14 protein-coding genes are annotated in these 15,388 nt (G+C 66.1%); 7 read left to right on the top strand and 7 right to left on the bottom strand.

Annotated elements, in window-relative coordinates; all coding sequences use genetic code 11:
* Window positions 1-551: 551 nt before the first annotated feature.
* Window positions 552-1,079, top strand: a complete 528-nt coding sequence (locus Q8P46_09230; protein ID MDP2620343.1) for a thermonuclease family protein — start codon at window positions 552-554, stop codon at window positions 1,077-1,079.
* 188 nt (window positions 1,080-1,267) lie between these two features.
* On the opposite strand, the gene Q8P46_09225 is transcribed toward Q8P46_09230, so the two are convergent.
* The 4 genes from Q8P46_09225 to Q8P46_09210 form a co-directional block, all read right to left on the bottom strand.
* Window positions 1,268-1,696: a bacteriohemerythrin gene (locus Q8P46_09225; protein ID MDP2620342.1), complete on the bottom strand. Its 429-nt coding sequence runs from the start codon at window positions 1,694-1,696 to the stop codon at window positions 1,268-1,270.
* Window positions 1,653-2,294 carry a GFA family protein gene (locus Q8P46_09220; GenBank protein MDP2620341.1) on the bottom strand — a complete coding sequence of 214 codons (642 nt, stop codon included), beginning with the start codon at window positions 2,292-2,294 and terminating at the stop codon, window positions 1,653-1,655. The genes Q8P46_09225 and Q8P46_09220 overlap by 44 nt, the downstream gene beginning before the upstream one ends.
* 13 nt (window positions 2,295-2,307) lie before the next feature.
* Complete coding sequence (locus Q8P46_09215; GenBank protein MDP2620340.1) at window positions 2,308-3,702, bottom strand: serine protease; 1,395 nt, start codon at window positions 3,700-3,702, stop codon at window positions 2,308-2,310.
* A gap of 377 nt (window positions 3,703-4,079) precedes the next feature.
* Window positions 4,080-4,325: a bacteriophage holin gene (locus Q8P46_09210; GenBank protein ID MDP2620339.1), complete on the bottom strand. Its 246-nt coding sequence runs from the start codon at window positions 4,323-4,325 to the stop codon at window positions 4,080-4,082.
* A 122-nt stretch (window positions 4,326-4,447) separates the two neighbouring features.
* Here Q8P46_09210 and Q8P46_09205 point away from each other — a divergent pair, with 122 nt between their 5' ends.
* Window positions 4,448-4,996: a carboxymuconolactone decarboxylase family protein gene (locus tag Q8P46_09205; GenBank protein ID MDP2620338.1), complete on the top strand. Its 549-nt coding sequence runs from the start codon at window positions 4,448-4,450 to the stop codon at window positions 4,994-4,996.
* 96 nt (window positions 4,997-5,092) lie between these two features.
* Window positions 5,093-6,268 carry a lytic murein transglycosylase gene (locus tag Q8P46_09200; GenBank protein MDP2620337.1) on the top strand — a complete coding sequence of 392 codons (1,176 nt, stop codon included), beginning with the start codon at window positions 5,093-5,095 and terminating at the stop codon, window positions 6,266-6,268.
* 4 nt (window positions 6,269-6,272) lie between these two features.
* Here the strand turns inward: Q8P46_09200 and Q8P46_09195 are convergent, their stop codons facing one another.
* The 3 genes from Q8P46_09195 to Q8P46_09185 all read right to left on the bottom strand — a co-directional run bounded on the left by Q8P46_09195 (window position 6,273) and on the right by Q8P46_09185 (window position 9,379).
* Complete coding sequence (locus Q8P46_09195; GenBank protein ID MDP2620336.1) at window positions 6,273-7,121, bottom strand: fumarylacetoacetate hydrolase family protein; 849 nt, start codon at window positions 7,119-7,121, stop codon at window positions 6,273-6,275.
* A gap of 31 nt (window positions 7,122-7,152) precedes the next feature.
* Window positions 7,153-8,535, bottom strand: coding sequence for a M20/M25/M40 family metallo-hydrolase (locus tag Q8P46_09190; protein ID MDP2620335.1), 1,383 nt, complete (start codon window positions 8,533-8,535; stop codon window positions 7,153-7,155).
* 253 nt (window positions 8,536-8,788) lie between these two features.
* On the bottom strand, window positions 8,789-9,379 hold the full coding sequence (locus Q8P46_09185) for an NYN domain-containing protein (protein ID MDP2620334.1): 591 nt from the start codon (window positions 9,377-9,379) through the stop codon (window positions 8,789-8,791).
* A gap of 411 nt (window positions 9,380-9,790) precedes the next feature.
* On the opposite strand from Q8P46_09185, the gene Q8P46_09180 reads away from it, so the two are divergent.
* Genes Q8P46_09180 through meaB form a run of 4 tightly spaced genes read left to right on the top strand, consistent with a single transcriptional unit; the run spans window position 9,791 to window position 15,326 of the window.
* Window positions 9,791-10,156 carry a DUF2267 domain-containing protein gene (locus Q8P46_09180; GenBank protein MDP2620333.1) on the top strand — a complete coding sequence of 122 codons (366 nt, stop codon included), beginning with the start codon at window positions 9,791-9,793 and terminating at the stop codon, window positions 10,154-10,156.
* A gap of 59 nt (window positions 10,157-10,215) precedes the next feature.
* On the top strand, window positions 10,216-12,180 hold the full coding sequence (locus Q8P46_09175) for a methylmalonyl-CoA mutase family protein (protein ID MDP2620332.1): 1,965 nt from the start codon (window positions 10,216-10,218) through the stop codon (window positions 12,178-12,180).
* On the top strand, window positions 12,181-14,337 hold the full coding sequence (scpA, locus tag Q8P46_09170; protein MDP2620331.1) for a methylmalonyl-CoA mutase: 2,157 nt from the start codon (window positions 12,181-12,183) through the stop codon (window positions 14,335-14,337).
* Window positions 14,334-15,326 (top strand): methylmalonyl Co-A mutase-associated GTPase MeaB, encoded by a 993-nt coding sequence (meaB, locus tag Q8P46_09165; protein ID MDP2620330.1) that lies wholly within the window; start codon window positions 14,334-14,336, stop codon window positions 15,324-15,326. Before scpA ends, meaB begins: the two co-directional genes overlap by 4 nt.
* Window positions 15,327-15,388 lie beyond the last annotated feature (62 nt).

Raw genomic sequence — 15,388 nt, 5'->3', positions numbered from 1 at the left:
GGGTTACCGGGTTGCCCGATCAGGTCGGGCAACGACACCGTGGGTGTGTTCCGGGCACCCTCTTTTCCGGATTCCGGCCTGCGCCGGAAGGACGGTGCGTTACGAACACCGCGCGCCCTTCCCGTCATTCCCGAGACATCGGGAATCCATTGGCTTTTGCCAGGACGGGCTCGTTAACGGGTTCGCTCGGGGCTGCGCAAGAGGCTCGGCCAATGGGTTCCCGCCTGCGCGGGAACGACGATGTCTTGCAGGCGTCCGTCCCCCCTCACCCGCTCGCCTACGCTTCGCTACGGCGCGGCGGCCCCGGATCGGGTCCGGGGCAGGCTCTCTGCCCACCGAGGAGTGGTGAAAACCGCGAAATCCCGCCGAACTGACGTCTCGAACGTCTCCTTTTGCCGATTCACCTCTGCTTTACGTCCAGTGGCGAATACTGGCGCGGAACCATCAGGGTTTCCGGCGTCGAGCCGGAGCGTCATTCGGCCGGATCCGAGAGCAAGGGCGGCAATCGGCCAAAAGCCGCCATCCGCCGATGCGGAAGGGAGCGGGCGGCATTGGGCGAAGTTTTTCGGTTCAAGCGCCAGCCGAACTTCGGGCTCGGGCCCCGCCGCCGGCGGCTCGGCAGCCTGAGCGCGTCCTGGCGCCCGGTGGTAGCCGTGGTCTGCGGGACGCTGATCGGCTACTGGATGACCGAACCGATAACCGACCAAGTTCGGTCGATTGCCGGCGCGTCTTCGAACTTTCGTATTTGCGTCAGGGCGAAGCAGCAGAACTGCGTAATCGACGGCGACACGATCCGCCATGGCGGCCTGACCATCAGGCTCGAGGACATCGACACGCCCGAGACCCACAAGCCCAAATGCGCTTCCGAGGCAGCGCTCGGGCGGCGGGCCACGAGCCGGCTTCTGGAACTCTTGAACGACGGGCCTTTCGAGGTGGTCCATACCGGCGGCCGGGACAAGGACATTTACGGGCGCAAGCTGCGCGTCATCATGCGCGATGGACGGTCTGTCGGCCACACGCTGGTCGCCGAAGGGCTGGCGCGGTACTGGGACGGCGCCCGGCGAAGCTGGTGCGGCTGACCCCCCGCGCTGCCCCTCGCCCCCCTTGGGACCGCCCCCTCACCCAGCTCCGGGTAGGGCGCGGGAAAGAACCCGCGCCGACCCTTCGCATCCCTCTCCCGCCAAGGGAGAGGGAGAAATGTGCCGGACGCCGCCCCGCTCGTCGTCCCGGACGAGCGACGGCCGAGGATCGACGGCCCGATCGCGGGCTATGTCTGCTTGCCGCTGATGAGCATCAGACTCATCTTCTTGTCGCTGGTGGCGATGTGGCCGACGATCCATTGGCGGAGCTTGCCCTCCATGGCCTCCCGGTCGGCGCGGCTCGGCTCCCGCTCGAACTTGGTCATGAGTTCCGTGTATTCGTCCAGAAGCCGCTCGTGCTCCGCCTTGTGCTCCGGGTAGTGGGGATAGCCGTTGGACAGCATGACGTGTTCCTCGAGCGCGAAGTGAGCCTGCATGCGGGCGTGGATGGTGCCGAGCGTGCGCGCGATGCGGCGCGGGCCGACCTCGTCGAGCAGCTGCCGGTGCAATCGGTTGACGTCCTCGACCAGGCGCCGGTGCTCGAAGTCGATTTCCGCGATGCCGATCAGGAAATCATCCGACCAGACGATGCCCCGATCCTTCGCCGCAACCATCATGTCTCCGGTCCCTCGCCCGCCGCATCGCCTCGGTGGCATCGCTTGCGGCGGCCTTCCGCTCGACGTCGCTCAAGGAATGGTACCGCTTTCGGGCGGTCGTGTCGCCTGCCGGCCGTCGGCCGCGCAAGGCGCGGCGGCGCGCCAGGCTTTCCTCGGGCCAATAGTCGTCGCGGCGGTAATATTCCGGCACCGCCGGCACGTCCGGCGGCAGGATCACCCAGGGCTGCTTCGAGCTCGTAAAGATGTGGATGTCGGGCGGCAGGAGATCCGGGTTGTCGAGCGTGCCGACGCGCATGAAGCAGATCGCGTCGCCCGCCCCGGCATAGTGGCTCCACAGTGCCACCCGGCAGGTCGGACAGCGGACGATCTTCTGCCCCTTGCCGCTCGCCGACGGCGTGTTCACCGTGTCCGGCGCGCCCCGCAAAAGGACGACGCGATCGGCTTCGATCATCGCGTTGAGGGCGAAGGAGGCGCCCGTTTCGCGCTGGCACCAGCGGCAATGACAGCAGTGAACGAACATGGGCCTCGTCGTCATGCGATAGCGCACGGCGCCGCACGCGCAGCCGCCTTGCAGCGCCTCATCGCCTTTTTCGGCCATCGCGACCGTCCTTTCACTTCCGGCAGATGACTTGATGGGTGAACTCCTCGGCGCCGGCGACAGCTCGCTCGACGTTTGCATCCGGCGGGACCGGGTCCTCGCTCGTCGTCACCTTGAACGGCTTAAGAAAGTCGAGGAGGGTCGTGGCGTTGATGGCGAAGCCGATGTTGGCGCTAGTCGTTCCGTGCTCGTTCAGGAGCGCGAGGTCGTTCAGCTTCGCCACCGCGACCCCGACGACGTCACCGTTCAGGTCGAGGATCGGGCCGCCGGAATCGCCGGGTTGGAGAGTGGCGGAGACCATGAAGTTCGAGCGGTTGCCGCCCACTCCCGAGAGGCCGCTGACCGCGCCCGGGCTGACGTGAAGGGCATTGCCGAGGATCTCGGACAACGGAAAGCCGACCACGACGATCTCCTGGCCAAGCTTGAGCTCGCCGACCTTGAGGCGGGCGACGCTCCGGAACGTCCGGCCGTCCACGCGGAGCACCGCCAGGTCGCGCACTTCGTCGGCGGTGATGACCGCCGCCTGGCCGTAGCCCGATATCTCGAGCGACGTGCAGTCGTTGACCACGTGGGCGTTGGTCACGACGATCCCGTCGGCGGCGATCGCGAAGCCGGATCCGGCAGACACGCCGCTTGGGATCGGCTCACGCTTACCGTTCCGCCCGTCCTCTCCGCCCGACTCGACAGCCTTGGGGAACGCGACTGTCGAGACCAGATACACCGAGAGGAGCGAGCCGATCCTGTCGACCGCCGGGTCCCACGAGATCGAGAACCCGCGGCTCATGCTCCCGGCCTTGATGAACGCAGCGTAGAACTTGCGCTCGCCAAGACGGCCGCTGAGCACGAACAGGTCAGACTGGGTGTAGGCGTAGGTGACGGTGCGGTTGCTGCCGGTGCTCAGGCGCCTCAGGAGTTCGTCGAAGGTCGTCTCGACCTCGGGGACCGCGAGCGTTTCGAGTTCCACAGAGCCGTCACCGCTCAGCCATCGCGTCCCCCATCGAGACGGAGTGCTCCGGACAAGGAGGTTGACCGGCACGGGGACCTTGATCCCGGCTCGATCGTCCGTCTGTTCAGAGAATCCCAGGACCTTGAAGACGGCGGCGCCTGCGAGCAGGAGCTGCTGCTCCTCGGTTGGACTCAGCACACCGTCGGGGTCGAGGCGGTGCGATCCCTGGTAAGCGAGCAGAGCCCGATAGGTGAGCCTGCCGAACTCCGCGTCAATGAGCCCGGTGTAGTGCCCGAGGAGGACCAACGTGGCTTGCAGGAGGACGCGGCTCTTCTCGCTCTTGGTTGAGAACCAGTGCTCCGAGCTCAGGTAGTCGGCTCGCGCGGGTACGATGCCGACGATCGGTGCAGTCAGCGCCAGCAGGCAGACCAATGCGATGGTGCCTTTAGGAAGGTGCAGCATCGTGTTCGCCCTCTCCCAGCCAGTCAGAAGGCTTTCTCGGCCACTCGCGCCGGCCGACCACTTCTCCGGACAGTATCGCTATCTGGGGTTGCCGGATGCTGAATCGGCTCTGAGTAGTTTGTTCACCATGTAGTCGGGAGAGAGCCCTGCTCTCCCGCGCAGGGCCGCCCACTCGGCTGCGATTCCGGCGGCTCTGGGAGAGCACGGGGGGTCGACCTGACAGTGCCCAGGACACGGCGGTGCGGCCTCCCTTTGCGGACTCCTGATGCGGCGGTTTGCCCCCAAAACAGGCTTTTCTTAACTCAATCTGGAGTAGAAGCAGCCTTCCTCACGACGCGCGCAGGATGGGTCTCGTCCTGCTCGCGCCGTCCCGCGGGCTATTTCGCCACCAGATTGTATATCCAGGCGATGACGACGCCAGCGATGAAGCCGTCGACGAAGCCCCAAATTGCGCCCATGACCGCGCCGACGATCGACGGGCCGTAGCCGATATAAAGCGAGGCGAGAACGCCGACGATCGCGTCGCCCCAGCCGAACATCGCCGTGATTCCCACAAAAAAGACGTAGATGGCCCATAACACGCCGATTCCGACGCCGAGAGCCAGAGGCTTGCATTCGCTCATGGTCTTTACTCCGCTTGCTCTTCATGCAGCCCAGAGTTGCATATATAGCATGGCTGAAGCGCGCAGGACGGGTTTTGCTCCCGGTCCGCCCGCCCCCTTCCCTCAAGAAAGGCCGACACACCGTGACACGCATAGCCGAGCTTAAGCCCGCGGCCATGAGCGGCGAGCAGCGGCGCATATTCGAGGAGATCAGATCGGGCCCCCGCGGCGGCGTCCGCGGGCCGCTCGCGGTCTGGCTGCACCGGCCGGGGCTTGCCGATCCGGCGCAGAGGCTCGGGCGCTACGCGCGCTATGACAGCGCGCTGCCGCCGCGACTTTCCGAGCTTGCCATTCTCATCACCGCGCGGATCTGGGGAGCGGAGTATGAATGGCAGGCGCACAAGGACATCGCGCTGAAGGCAGGCCTTGCGCCCGAGATCGTCGAGGCCGTCCGCGCCAGGAAGAAGCCGGCCTTCGAGAAGGACGACGAGGCCGTCGTTCATGATTTCGTCCTGTCGCTCAATCTCGAGCGCCGCGTAACCGACGATCTCTATGCACGCGCGGTCGCCATATTGGGGGAGGACCGCATCGTCGACCTGGTCGGCGTCCTCGGCTACTACACGCTGATCTCGATGACCATCAACGCCTTCGAGATCGCGGCGCCGGAAGGCCGCAGGCCCGAGCTCGATTGACCGGCGCAGGGCAGGCCGGGCGCGGGGGAACGGAATCGGTTAGACTTGGGCCGGTCTCTTCGGACACGCGCCGAGACCCCGAAGGGAGAAGCACGCATGCGCGCGATAATCCTGTTGGCGATCCTGACCGTCCTTTGGGCCGGACCCGCGGCGGCAAACTTTTCGGCCTGCGTTGCCGGCCTCAAACAGGCGGCCGTCGGGGCCGGCGTCAGCCGAACCGTCGCTTCCCGGGCGCTGGACGGCGCCGAGCCGGACGAGAAGGTCCTGCGCCTTTCCAAGGTGCAGCCGGAATTCAAGATACCGATCTGGGACTATCTCGCCTTCCTGGTGGACGAGGAGCGCATCAGCGTCGGCCGCGCCATGATGCAGCAACATGACGCAATCCTGCGGGCGGCGGAACGGCGCTTCGGCGTCAACCGCTACGTGATCGCGGCGGTGTGGGGGGTGGAGACCGACTATGGGCGGGAGGCGGGCGACAACTTCCTGCCCCATGCGCTCGCCAATCTGGTGTGCGAGGGCGGGCGGCGGACGGACTTCTGGCGCGGCGAGCTGATCGCGGCGCTCAAGCTCGTCGACCGCGGCGATCTCAACCTCGAAAAGCTTTACGGCTCGTGGGCCGGCGCCTTCGGCCAGACCCAGTTCATCCCCTCCAGCTATCAGCGCCTGGCGGTGGATTTCGACGGCGACGGGCGGCGCGACCTCGTCGATTCGGTCGCCGACGCGCTCGGCTCGACGGCAAACTATCTGAGCCGCTCAGGCTGGCGGCCCGGCGAATCCTGGATGATCGAGGTCAAGGTGCCGGCGGGCTACAGCGGCCCGACCGGGCGCAAGAACCGGGCGGCGCTTTCGACCTGGAGCCGGCGCGGCGTGGTGCGCGCCGACGGGGAAAGACTTTCCGGCGGCGCGCAGGCGGGTCTGCTTCTTCCCGCCGGGCCGCGCGGGCCGGGCTTTCTCGTGTTCCGCAACTTCAACGCGATCTACTCCTATAACGCGGCGGAATCCTACGCGCTCGCCATCTCCCACCTCGCCGACCGGCTTGCCGGCTATCCGGCGCTGAGGACCCCCTGGCCGACCGACGATCCGGGCCTGTCGCGCGCCGAGCGGCTCGATCTGCAGAAGCTGCTGCTCGCCGCCGGCTACGATATCGGCGAGGCCGACGGCAAGATCGGCCCGGTCACCCGGGAGGCCATCGCCAAGGCGGAGAAGCGCTTCGGCATGGAGCCGACCGGCCGGCCGGGGCGAAAGATCTACCGCGCGCTCGGCGGCGGCTGAGCCGCTACTTGCCTGGCCAGGCGACGATCTTCTGGCGCTGCTCGCCGAGGCCGGCGATGCCGAGATGCACCGTATCGCCTACCTTCAGAAATTTGCCCGAGCCGAGGCCGACGCCGGGCGGGGTGCCGGTGATGATCACGTCGCCGGGCATCAGCGTCAGAAAATTGCTGAGATCGGAGACGATGTCGGCGACGCCGAAGATCATGGTGCGCGTGTTGCCGGTCTGTCGACGCTCGCCGTTGACCTCGAGGAACATGTCGAGTGCCTGCGGGTCGGGGATCTCGTCGCTCGTCACCATCCACGGCCCCGTCGGCGCGAACGTGTCGCAGCCCTTGCCCTTGTCCCACTGGCCGCCATTGCGTTCGATCTGGAATGCGCGCTCGGAGACATCATTGACGATGCAATAGCCGGCGACGTGGTCGAGCGCCTTGTCCTTTGAAACGTAGCTCGCCCGGGTGCCGATGACGATGCCGAGCTCCACCTCATGGTCGAGCTTGGTCGAATCCTTCGGCCGGATCGTGTCGTCGTTGGGGCCGCAGATGGCCGAAACCGCCTTCATGAACAGCACCGGCTCCTTGGGGAGCGGCAGCCCGGCCTCCTTGGCGTGATCGGCATAGTTGAGGCCGATCGCCGGCATCTTGGAAATCTTGCCGACGCAGGGGCCGAGGCGCGTCTTCCCGGAAACGAGCGGCAGGCCCGCCGGATCGATCTGCGACAGCCGCTTCAGCGACGCCGGCGCCAGCGCCGCGCCGTCGATATCGGAGACCTCGCCCGAGAGGTCGCGGATATTGCCGTCGCCGTCAACAAGCCCCGGCTTTTCCTCCTCAGGCGCGCCAAATCTTACGAGCTTCATCGTCTCATCATCCTTTTTTGCTGTGGTCGGGTCAGACCGATTTCAGGGCGTCGAGAATGCGCACCCAGCTGCGCATGCCATGGTGGAAGCTCGACAGATTGTACTTCTCGTTCGGGCTGTGGATACGGTCGTCGTCGAGGCCGAAGCCGACGAGCAGGCTATCCATCTTGAGCCGGCGCTTGAAGCTGCCGACGATGGGGATCGATCCGCCGCAGCCGATCAGAGCCGCCTCCTTGCCGAACTCTTCGGCGAGCCCCTTGCGGGCGGCCTCGAAATAGGGGCCGTCAAGCGAAAAGGAAATCGCCGCATCGCCGCCGTGACGGATGAACTCGGCGGTGCAGCCGACGGGAAGCCGTGCGCGGACGAACTCCCGGAAGCTTTTCGAGATCCGTTCCGGGTCCTGGCCGCCGACCAGGCGGAAGGAGAATTTGGCGGACGCCTTGGCCGGGATGACCGTCTTCGACCCTTCTCCGGTATAGCCGCCGATGATGCCGTTGACGTCGCAGGTCGGCCGCGACCAGAGCTTTTCGAGCACGCCGCGGTCCGCCTCGCCGGCCGGCGCTCCGAGGCCGATGTCGGCGAGGAACTTCGTTTCATCGAAATCGAGCCCCTCCCACTGCGCCCGCACCTCGTCGGGAAGCTCGCCGACCCCATCATAGAAGTCCGGCAGAACGACCCGGCCACCCTCGCCATGCAAACCGGCGATGATCAGCGCCAGCACGTGGATCGGGTTCAGCGCCGGGCCGCCGAACATGCCGGAATGCAGATCGCGGCTCGCCGCGGTGACGATGACCTCTTCGAGCAGCAGCCCGCGCAGCATCGAGGTGATCGCCGGCGTCTCGGCGTTCCACATGGCGGTATCGCAGACCAGCGCCACGTCGGCCTTGAGCTCGTCTTCATTGGCGGCGATGAACGGCTCGAGGCTCTTCGAGCCGCACTCCTCCTCGCCCTCGAGCAGCACCGTGACGGGAACAGGAATGTCGCTTTCGTCATCCTTGAAGGCGCGACAGGCCTCAAGGAACGTCATCAGCTGGCCCTTGTCGTCGGAGGCACCGCGGGCGACGATGATCTCGCTTCCGTCGGCGGACCTGGCGCGGCGCGGCTCGAAGGGCGGCGTCTCCCAAAGCGCCAGGGGATCGGGCGGCTGAACGTCGTAATGGCCGTAGAACAGCACATGCGGCCCCGGCTTGCCGCGGCCGGCATGGCCGACCACGATCGGGAGGCCTTGCGTTTCGCGCACCGAGGCGTCGAAACCGATCTCGCCGAGCGCGTCGGCGCACCAGAGGGCCGCCGCGCGGCAGTCTTGCCGGTAGGCGGGGTCGGTCGAAATGCTGGCGATGCGCAGCAGCTCGAACAGGCGCTCCACGCTGTGGTCGAGCTCCCGGTCGACCCGTTCCAGGACCTTCTCGACCATGGATTGCCTCCTCCCGTGAACAAGCCCTTGGGATTAGCGCACCTGCCCCCGGCGCGGCAAGCCTCGGCGTTTCAGGGTGACAGATGGCATGGCTTGGCATCGCGTGTCTTGGCGATGCATGGCGCGGCCCCGCAATTGATCGCCGGATAATGATGGTCCCGCTACGGCGGGGCTTTTTCATCCGCCTATCAGTTTTAGTATCGCAGTACGACGACACGCCGTTTCCGGGTGGAAGGAATTCAGTTTGATTTGGCTAAGGACGGTAATCGGTCGGGTCAATGCAGGCGTCATAAAAATCCCGATCCATCTTGAACCAGTCCGTCTTGTCTATGCCACGTTTGGATGTGGCGTTCGGTCCATATGGAAAGGCGCAACAAATACGAATCCAACGATTTTGCTCTTTCGCTATCTGTTGAACTTCTGTCACGACCTCAGCCAAGTCCTGATCTTGGCTGTAGATCACAGCCACATGCCACTGTCGCGTGCGAGCTGTAGAGACCATATCCAAGGCAAGGCGAATGTCTATTCCCTTTTCTTGTGGTGTGGTAATGGAAGTCTCATTCCCCGACTCATCTATCACTGACTTCGTTCTATAGCGGAGAGGCCGCGTCGTGACGTACACGCCTGCGCGTTTCATATATAGCAGCCTTTTTGCCCAATATCCCGCCCACATGGGGCTCTCAGCCGCACTTGGAATGCCCGTATAAAAGCGCACCAAGTTCGGCATCCAACCCTTCGCGGCGCAGACCGCATTGTGAAGCTTTATGGGGTTATAGTTTGGATGATGGTGTCCAAACGCGTCTTTTGCGTGCTGATACAGATTTTGACCATCGATGAAGGCCATGGCGCGCTTGGTTTCCGGCTCCTCCGGCTTCAGCTGCCCCTAAATAGAAACCCCGCCGGGGGCCGTTTCCGACCAGATCCAGCGGGGGGCTAATGATGCATATTACGTGCATGGTCCCTAACGAAATGTCAATCGCTTTGGTTTCAATCATAAGTGATTCTTCCTCTAACGGCTGCGCGGTCTCGGTTTCGGTGCGCGAGCATCGATCAGCAAAACAATCCATTCCATATCGCGCAGCGTGTCGCTCACTCCGGCTGCCATCGCAGGCGACATGCGCAAGCTTTTGTGCATACGGCAGAAATTGTACCACACGAAATAGAGCGCTAAGGCGTGGCAACGGTCAGCGCCGGCTTGTCACGCGCCCGCGCACGGCCGATAAGGGGGCCCATTCCTCACGAAAGGACCGGCACCATGGGCGAACTGATCGACCGGATTTCCGCGCAAGTCGGCATCGGCCGGGAACTGGCGGACAAGGCGGTCTCCATCATCCTAAATTTTCTCAATGACGCGGCACCGCCCGACAAGATGGCCAAGCTCCTCGAATCGCTGCCCGAGGCGCGCGACGCGATCACGTCGGAGGGCGGCAGCGGCGGCGGCACGTTCGGCGGCATGATGGGCGCCATGGGCGCGATGAGCGCGCTGAGCGAGGCGGGCCTCAGCATGGACCAGATAAGGGGCGTCACCAAGGAAACGGTCGTTTACGCCAAGGAGAAGGCCGGCGCGGACACCGTCGACGATCTGATCGGCTCGATCCCTGGCCTCAGCCAGTTCGTCTAGACGTCGATCCGTTCTGTCGCGTGCCTTTTGTCGCGCCGAGCGCCAAGCTCTGGACAGGGATGGAGAATTTGCGCTTTATCGGCTGCAGCGTTCTCCACAACCGCGAGGTTGAATTGGCAGGTGAGGCGGATAGGCTCGATGCCGGGTTTGCGGCGGCGAGCCACGAGGATTGGCGCAGGCTGGTCGATGCGGCCCTGGAGGGCGCTTCCTTCGACGAAGGCCTGGTGTCGTCGAGCTATGACGGCATCGAGATGCAACCCGTCTATGCGCGCGCCAAGGACGCGCCGGCGCGCCCGCCGCTCGCCCATCCCGGCCGGTGGGACATCATCCAGCGCATCGAGCACCCCGATCTCGACGCGGCGAACGCGCTCATACGCGCCGATCTCGACGGCGGCGCCACCGGCGTCGAGATCGTCCATGCGGCCGGCGCCAACGCCCACGGCTACGGGCTGAACACGGAAACGCTCTCGGATCTGGAACGTCTGCTGGACGGCGTCGCGCTCGACCGGGTCCTGATCAGGATCGATTGCGGAATTAACAGCAGCTACATCGGCGCCCTGCTGGCGGAACTGGTCGAACGGCGCGGTATCGACCCGGCGGCAATGAGGCTGCATTTGGCGAGCGACCCTGTCAGCCTTCTCGCGGTCAAGGGCTACCTCGTCGACGGCTTCGAGCAGGTCATGAATGAGGTCGGCGAGACGGCGCGGAGCCTGAAGGATGCGGGCTTCGCGGCGCTGGCGCTGATGCCCGACGGGCGCGCCTGGCACGCCGCCGGCGCCTCGGAGGCGCAGGAGCTGGCGCTGACGATCGCCAGCGCCGTCGCCTTTCTCAAGGGACTGGAACGCCATGGCCTCAAGCGCGAGGCGGCCGTGCCGCTGATCGGCTTCTCGCTCGCCGCGGACGCCGACCAGCTCTTCACCATCGCCAAGATTCGCGCCCTGCGCCGGCTGTGGGCCAGGGTCCAGCAGGCGGCGGGCCTGGAACCTTCTCCGGCCCACATCCATGCCGAAACGGCGTGGCGGATGATGACCGCGCGGGCGCCTTACGTGAACATGCCGCGCGCCACGCTCGCCGCCTTCGCGGCCGGCGCCGGTGGCGCCGATTCCATCACCGTCCTGCCCTTTACCTCCGCCATCGGCCTGCCCGACGGCTTCGCCCGGCGCATCGCCCGCAACACGCAAACGATCCTGATCGAGGAGACGAATGCCCATCGCGTCGCCGACCCCGCCGCGGGAAGCGGCGCCCTGGAGGGCTTAAGCGATGCGCTCGCCCGCAAGGCCTGGGAGCTGTTCGCGGGGATCGAGCGGGAGGGCGGAATGATCGACGGTCTGCGGTCGGGACGCATTCAGGCGACGATCCGCAAGGTCGGCGAAGCGCGGGCCGAAGACATCGCCCGGCGCAAGGCGCTGATCACCGGAGTCAGCGACTTTGCCGATCTCGACGAAAAGCCGGTTGCCGTCTTGCCGGCGCCGAGCCTCGACATGGCGCCGGCGCCCGCTGGCGCGGTGGAGCGGATCGACGAGGCGTTGCCGCGGGTCCGGCTGGCCGAGCCGTTCGAGAAGCTGCGCGCAGCCTCGGATGCCTATCGCGACGATACCAGCGCGCGGCCGCTGGTGTTCCTCGCCCGGCTCGGGCCCACGGCAGAGCCTGGCGAACGCGCGACGTTTGCGGCAAACATCTTCGCGCTTGCCGGCATCGCGGCGGTTTCGGATCATGGGCTTGCTACTGCTCCCTCCCCCTCAAGGGGGGAGGTGAAGGCGGACCTCACTTCCGTCGCCGCGGCGTTCAAGGCGTCGGGCGCCAGGATCGCCTGCCTCTGCGCGTCCGACGAGACCTACAAGGAGATGGCCGGCGCCGCCGCCGAGGCGCTGCGCGAGGCCGGCGCAAAGGCCCTCTATCTGGTCGGCGATCCGGACGCGGACGATGCCAAGCGCGGCATTGGATCGTTCATCCATGTCGGGTGTAATGTGTTGGAGATTTTGCGCGAGGCGCTGGCTTATGCCACCGGCGCCGAGGGTGACTGAATGAGCCGAATACCGGATTTTTCCAGCCTTCCCTTCGAAGACGTGGCGGCGGCGGCGGCGGCGGCGCCGGGCGGCGAGCCGTGGGCGACGCCCGAGGGCGTCGCGGTCAAGCAGGCCTATGGCGCGGGCGATATCGAGGGTCTCGATTTCATCGATGGCTGGCCGGGCATCGCGCCGTTCCTGCGCGGCCCCTACCCGACCATGTATGTCCACAAACCGTGGACGATCCGGCAATATGCCGGCTTCTCGACGGCGGAAGATTCCAACGCCTTTTACCGGCGCAATCTCGCCGCCGGCCAGAAGGGGCTTTCCATCGCCTTCGATCTGGCCACCCACCGCGGCTATGATTCCGACAATCCGCGCGTCTTCGGCGATGTCGGCATGGCCGGTGTCGCGATAGATTCGATCCTCGACATGCGGACGCTGTTCGACGGCATCCCGCTCGACGAGATGTCGGTGTCGATGACCATGAACGGCGCGGTGATCCCGGTGATGGCGCTCTATCTGCTGGCCGCCGAGGAGCAGGGCGTTCCACCCGAAAAGCTCACCGGCACCATCCAGAACGACATTCTGAAGGAGTTCATGGTCCGCAACACCTATATCTACCCGCCGGGCCCGTCGATGCGCATCGTGTCGGACATCTTCGCCTATGTCTCCGCGCACATGCCGAAGTTCAACTCGATCTCGATCTCCGGCTATCACATGCAGGAGGCCGGCGCGACCGCCGACCTGGAGCTCGCCTATACGCTTGCCGACGGGCTCGAATATGTCGGCGCCGGGACGAGGGCCGGCCTCGATGTCGACGCCTTCGCGCCCAGGCTTTCCTTCTTCTGGGCGATCGGCATGAACTTCTTCATGGAGGTCGCCAAGCTGCGCGCGGCCCGGCTGCTCTGGGCCAAGCTGATGGAAGAGCGTTTCGCGCCCAGGGACGCCCGGTCGCTGGCGCTGAGGACCCACTGCCAGACCTCGGGCTGGAGCCTGACGGCGCAGGACGTGTTCAACAATGTCGCGCGCACCTGCATCGAGGCGATGGCCGCGACGCAAGGCGGCACCCAGTCGCTGCACACCAACTCGCTCGACGAGGCACTCGCCCTGCCGACCGATTTTTCCGCCCGCATCGCCCGCAATACGCAGCTTTTCCTGCAACAGGAATCGGGCACGACGCGCGTCATCGACCCGTGGGGCGGCAGCTTCTATGTCGAGCGGCTGACCGCCGATCTCGCGGCCCGCGCGCTTCGCCACATCGCCGAGATCGACGAACTGGGCGGCATGGCGCGCGCGATCGAGGCGGGCCTGCCCAAGATGCGCATCGAGGAGGCCGCGGCGCGGACCCAGGCGCGCATCGATTCCGGCCGGCAGACCGTCGTCGGCGTCAACAAGTTCCGCGCGCAAGCGGAAGACGAGATCGAGGTGCTGACGGTCGATAATTCGGCGGTGCGCGCGCGGCAGATCGAAAAACTGAGAAGGCTGCGCGCCGAGCGCGACGATACCGTGACCAGGGCCGCGCTCAATGCGCTGACCGCGGGCGCCGCCGGAACGGGCAACCTTCTGGCGCTCGCCCTTGACGCGGCGCGCGCGAAGGCGACAGTCGGGGAAATTTCGGACGCCATGGAGACGGTGTTCGGCCGCCACCAGGCCGAGACCCGGACCATCTCCGGCGTCTACAAGCAGGAGGTCGGGCAAATGAGCGAGCCCGTCAGGCGGATACAGAAGCTGGTCGAGACGTTCGAGGCCAACGAGGGGCGAAGGCCGCGCATCCTCATCGCCAAGATCGGCCAGGACGGTCATGACCGGGGCCAGAAGGTGATCGCGTCAGCCTTCGCCGACCTCGGATTCGACGTCGATATCGGGCCCTTGTTCCAGACGCCGGAGGAAGCCGCGCGCCAGGCGGTGGAAAACGACGCCCATATCGTCGGCGTGTCCTCGCTCGCCGCCGGCCACCTGACCCTGGTGCCGGCGCTGAAGACGGCGCTGAAGAAGGAGGGGGGCGGCGACATCATGATCGTTGTCGGCGGCGTCGTCCCGCCGCAGGACTACGAGAAGCTGCGCAAGGCCGGCGCCTCGGCGATCTTTCCGCCGGGAACGGTGGTCGCCGAAGCCGCCGAGGCGCTGATCGACGAGCTCAAGCGCAGGCTCGCCAAGGCGGCCGCCGAGTGACGAAGCCGGCCGAGACCGTCGACGTAGAAGAGATGGCCCGGTCTGTCCGCGCCGGCGACCGGGCGGTGCTGGCCCGCGCAATTACGCTGGTCGAATCGAAAAAGGCCGAGCACCGCCACGCGGCCCACGAATTGCTGCAGCGCATCCTGCCCGACACCGGCCGCGCCCGCCGGGTCGGCATCACCGGCGTGCCGGGGGTCGGCAAGTCGACCCTGATCGACCAGCTCGGCAGCAACCTGACCGCAAAGGGCCTTAAGCTCGCCGTCCTCGCCGTCGATCCGTCGTCGGTGAGAAGCGGCGGCTCGATCCTCGCCGACAAGACGCGCATGCGCCGGCTTGCCGCCGACCGAAACGCCTTCATCCGCCCCTCGCCCACCGCCGGCACGCTCGGCGGCGTCGCCGGCAAGACGCGCGAGACCATGCTGCTCTGCGAGGCGGCGGGCTTCGACGCGGTTCTGGTCGAGACGGTCGGCACCGGCCAGTCGGAGGTGGCGGTCGCCGACATGGTCGACTTCTTCCTGCTCTTGACGCTGCCCGGCGCCGGCGACGAATTGCAAGGGCTCAAGAAGGGCGTCGTCGAGCTTGCCGACATGATCGCCGTCAACAAGTCGGACGGCGACAATCTGGAGCGGGCGAGACGGGCGGCGGCCGAATATACCGCCGCGCTCCACATCCTGACTCCCGCCTCGCCGGATTGGACGGTGCCGGTCATCACCGTCTCGGGGCGCGAGAATATAGGCCTCGACCGGCTATGGGCGGAAATCGAACGCCACCGCGAGACGCTCCTCGCGAGCGGCGAGCTGACGAGGAAACGCCGCCGCCAGCAGGTGAAATGGATGTGGGCGATCGTCGAGGACCGCCTCAAGGCGCGGCTGACCGCAAGCGAAGCGGCGCGCGGCATGGTCGCCGCGATCGAGGCCGAAGTCGGCGCCGGCACGCTTGCCGCAACGCTGGCCGCGGACCGGATCCTCGCCCTGCTTCAATCTTAGAGCGGTTCATGGTTATAGGAAACCATTTGACCGGGATGATTTTGCGCCGTGGCCAGGCGCGG

This window comes from Hyphomicrobiales bacterium, from assembly GCA_030688605.1.
GTDB lineage: Bacteria > Pseudomonadota > Alphaproteobacteria > Rhizobiales > NORP267 > JAUYJB01.
Note: the sequence above shows the minus strand (reverse complement) of the source record. Positions and strands in the feature narration are given on the sequence as shown.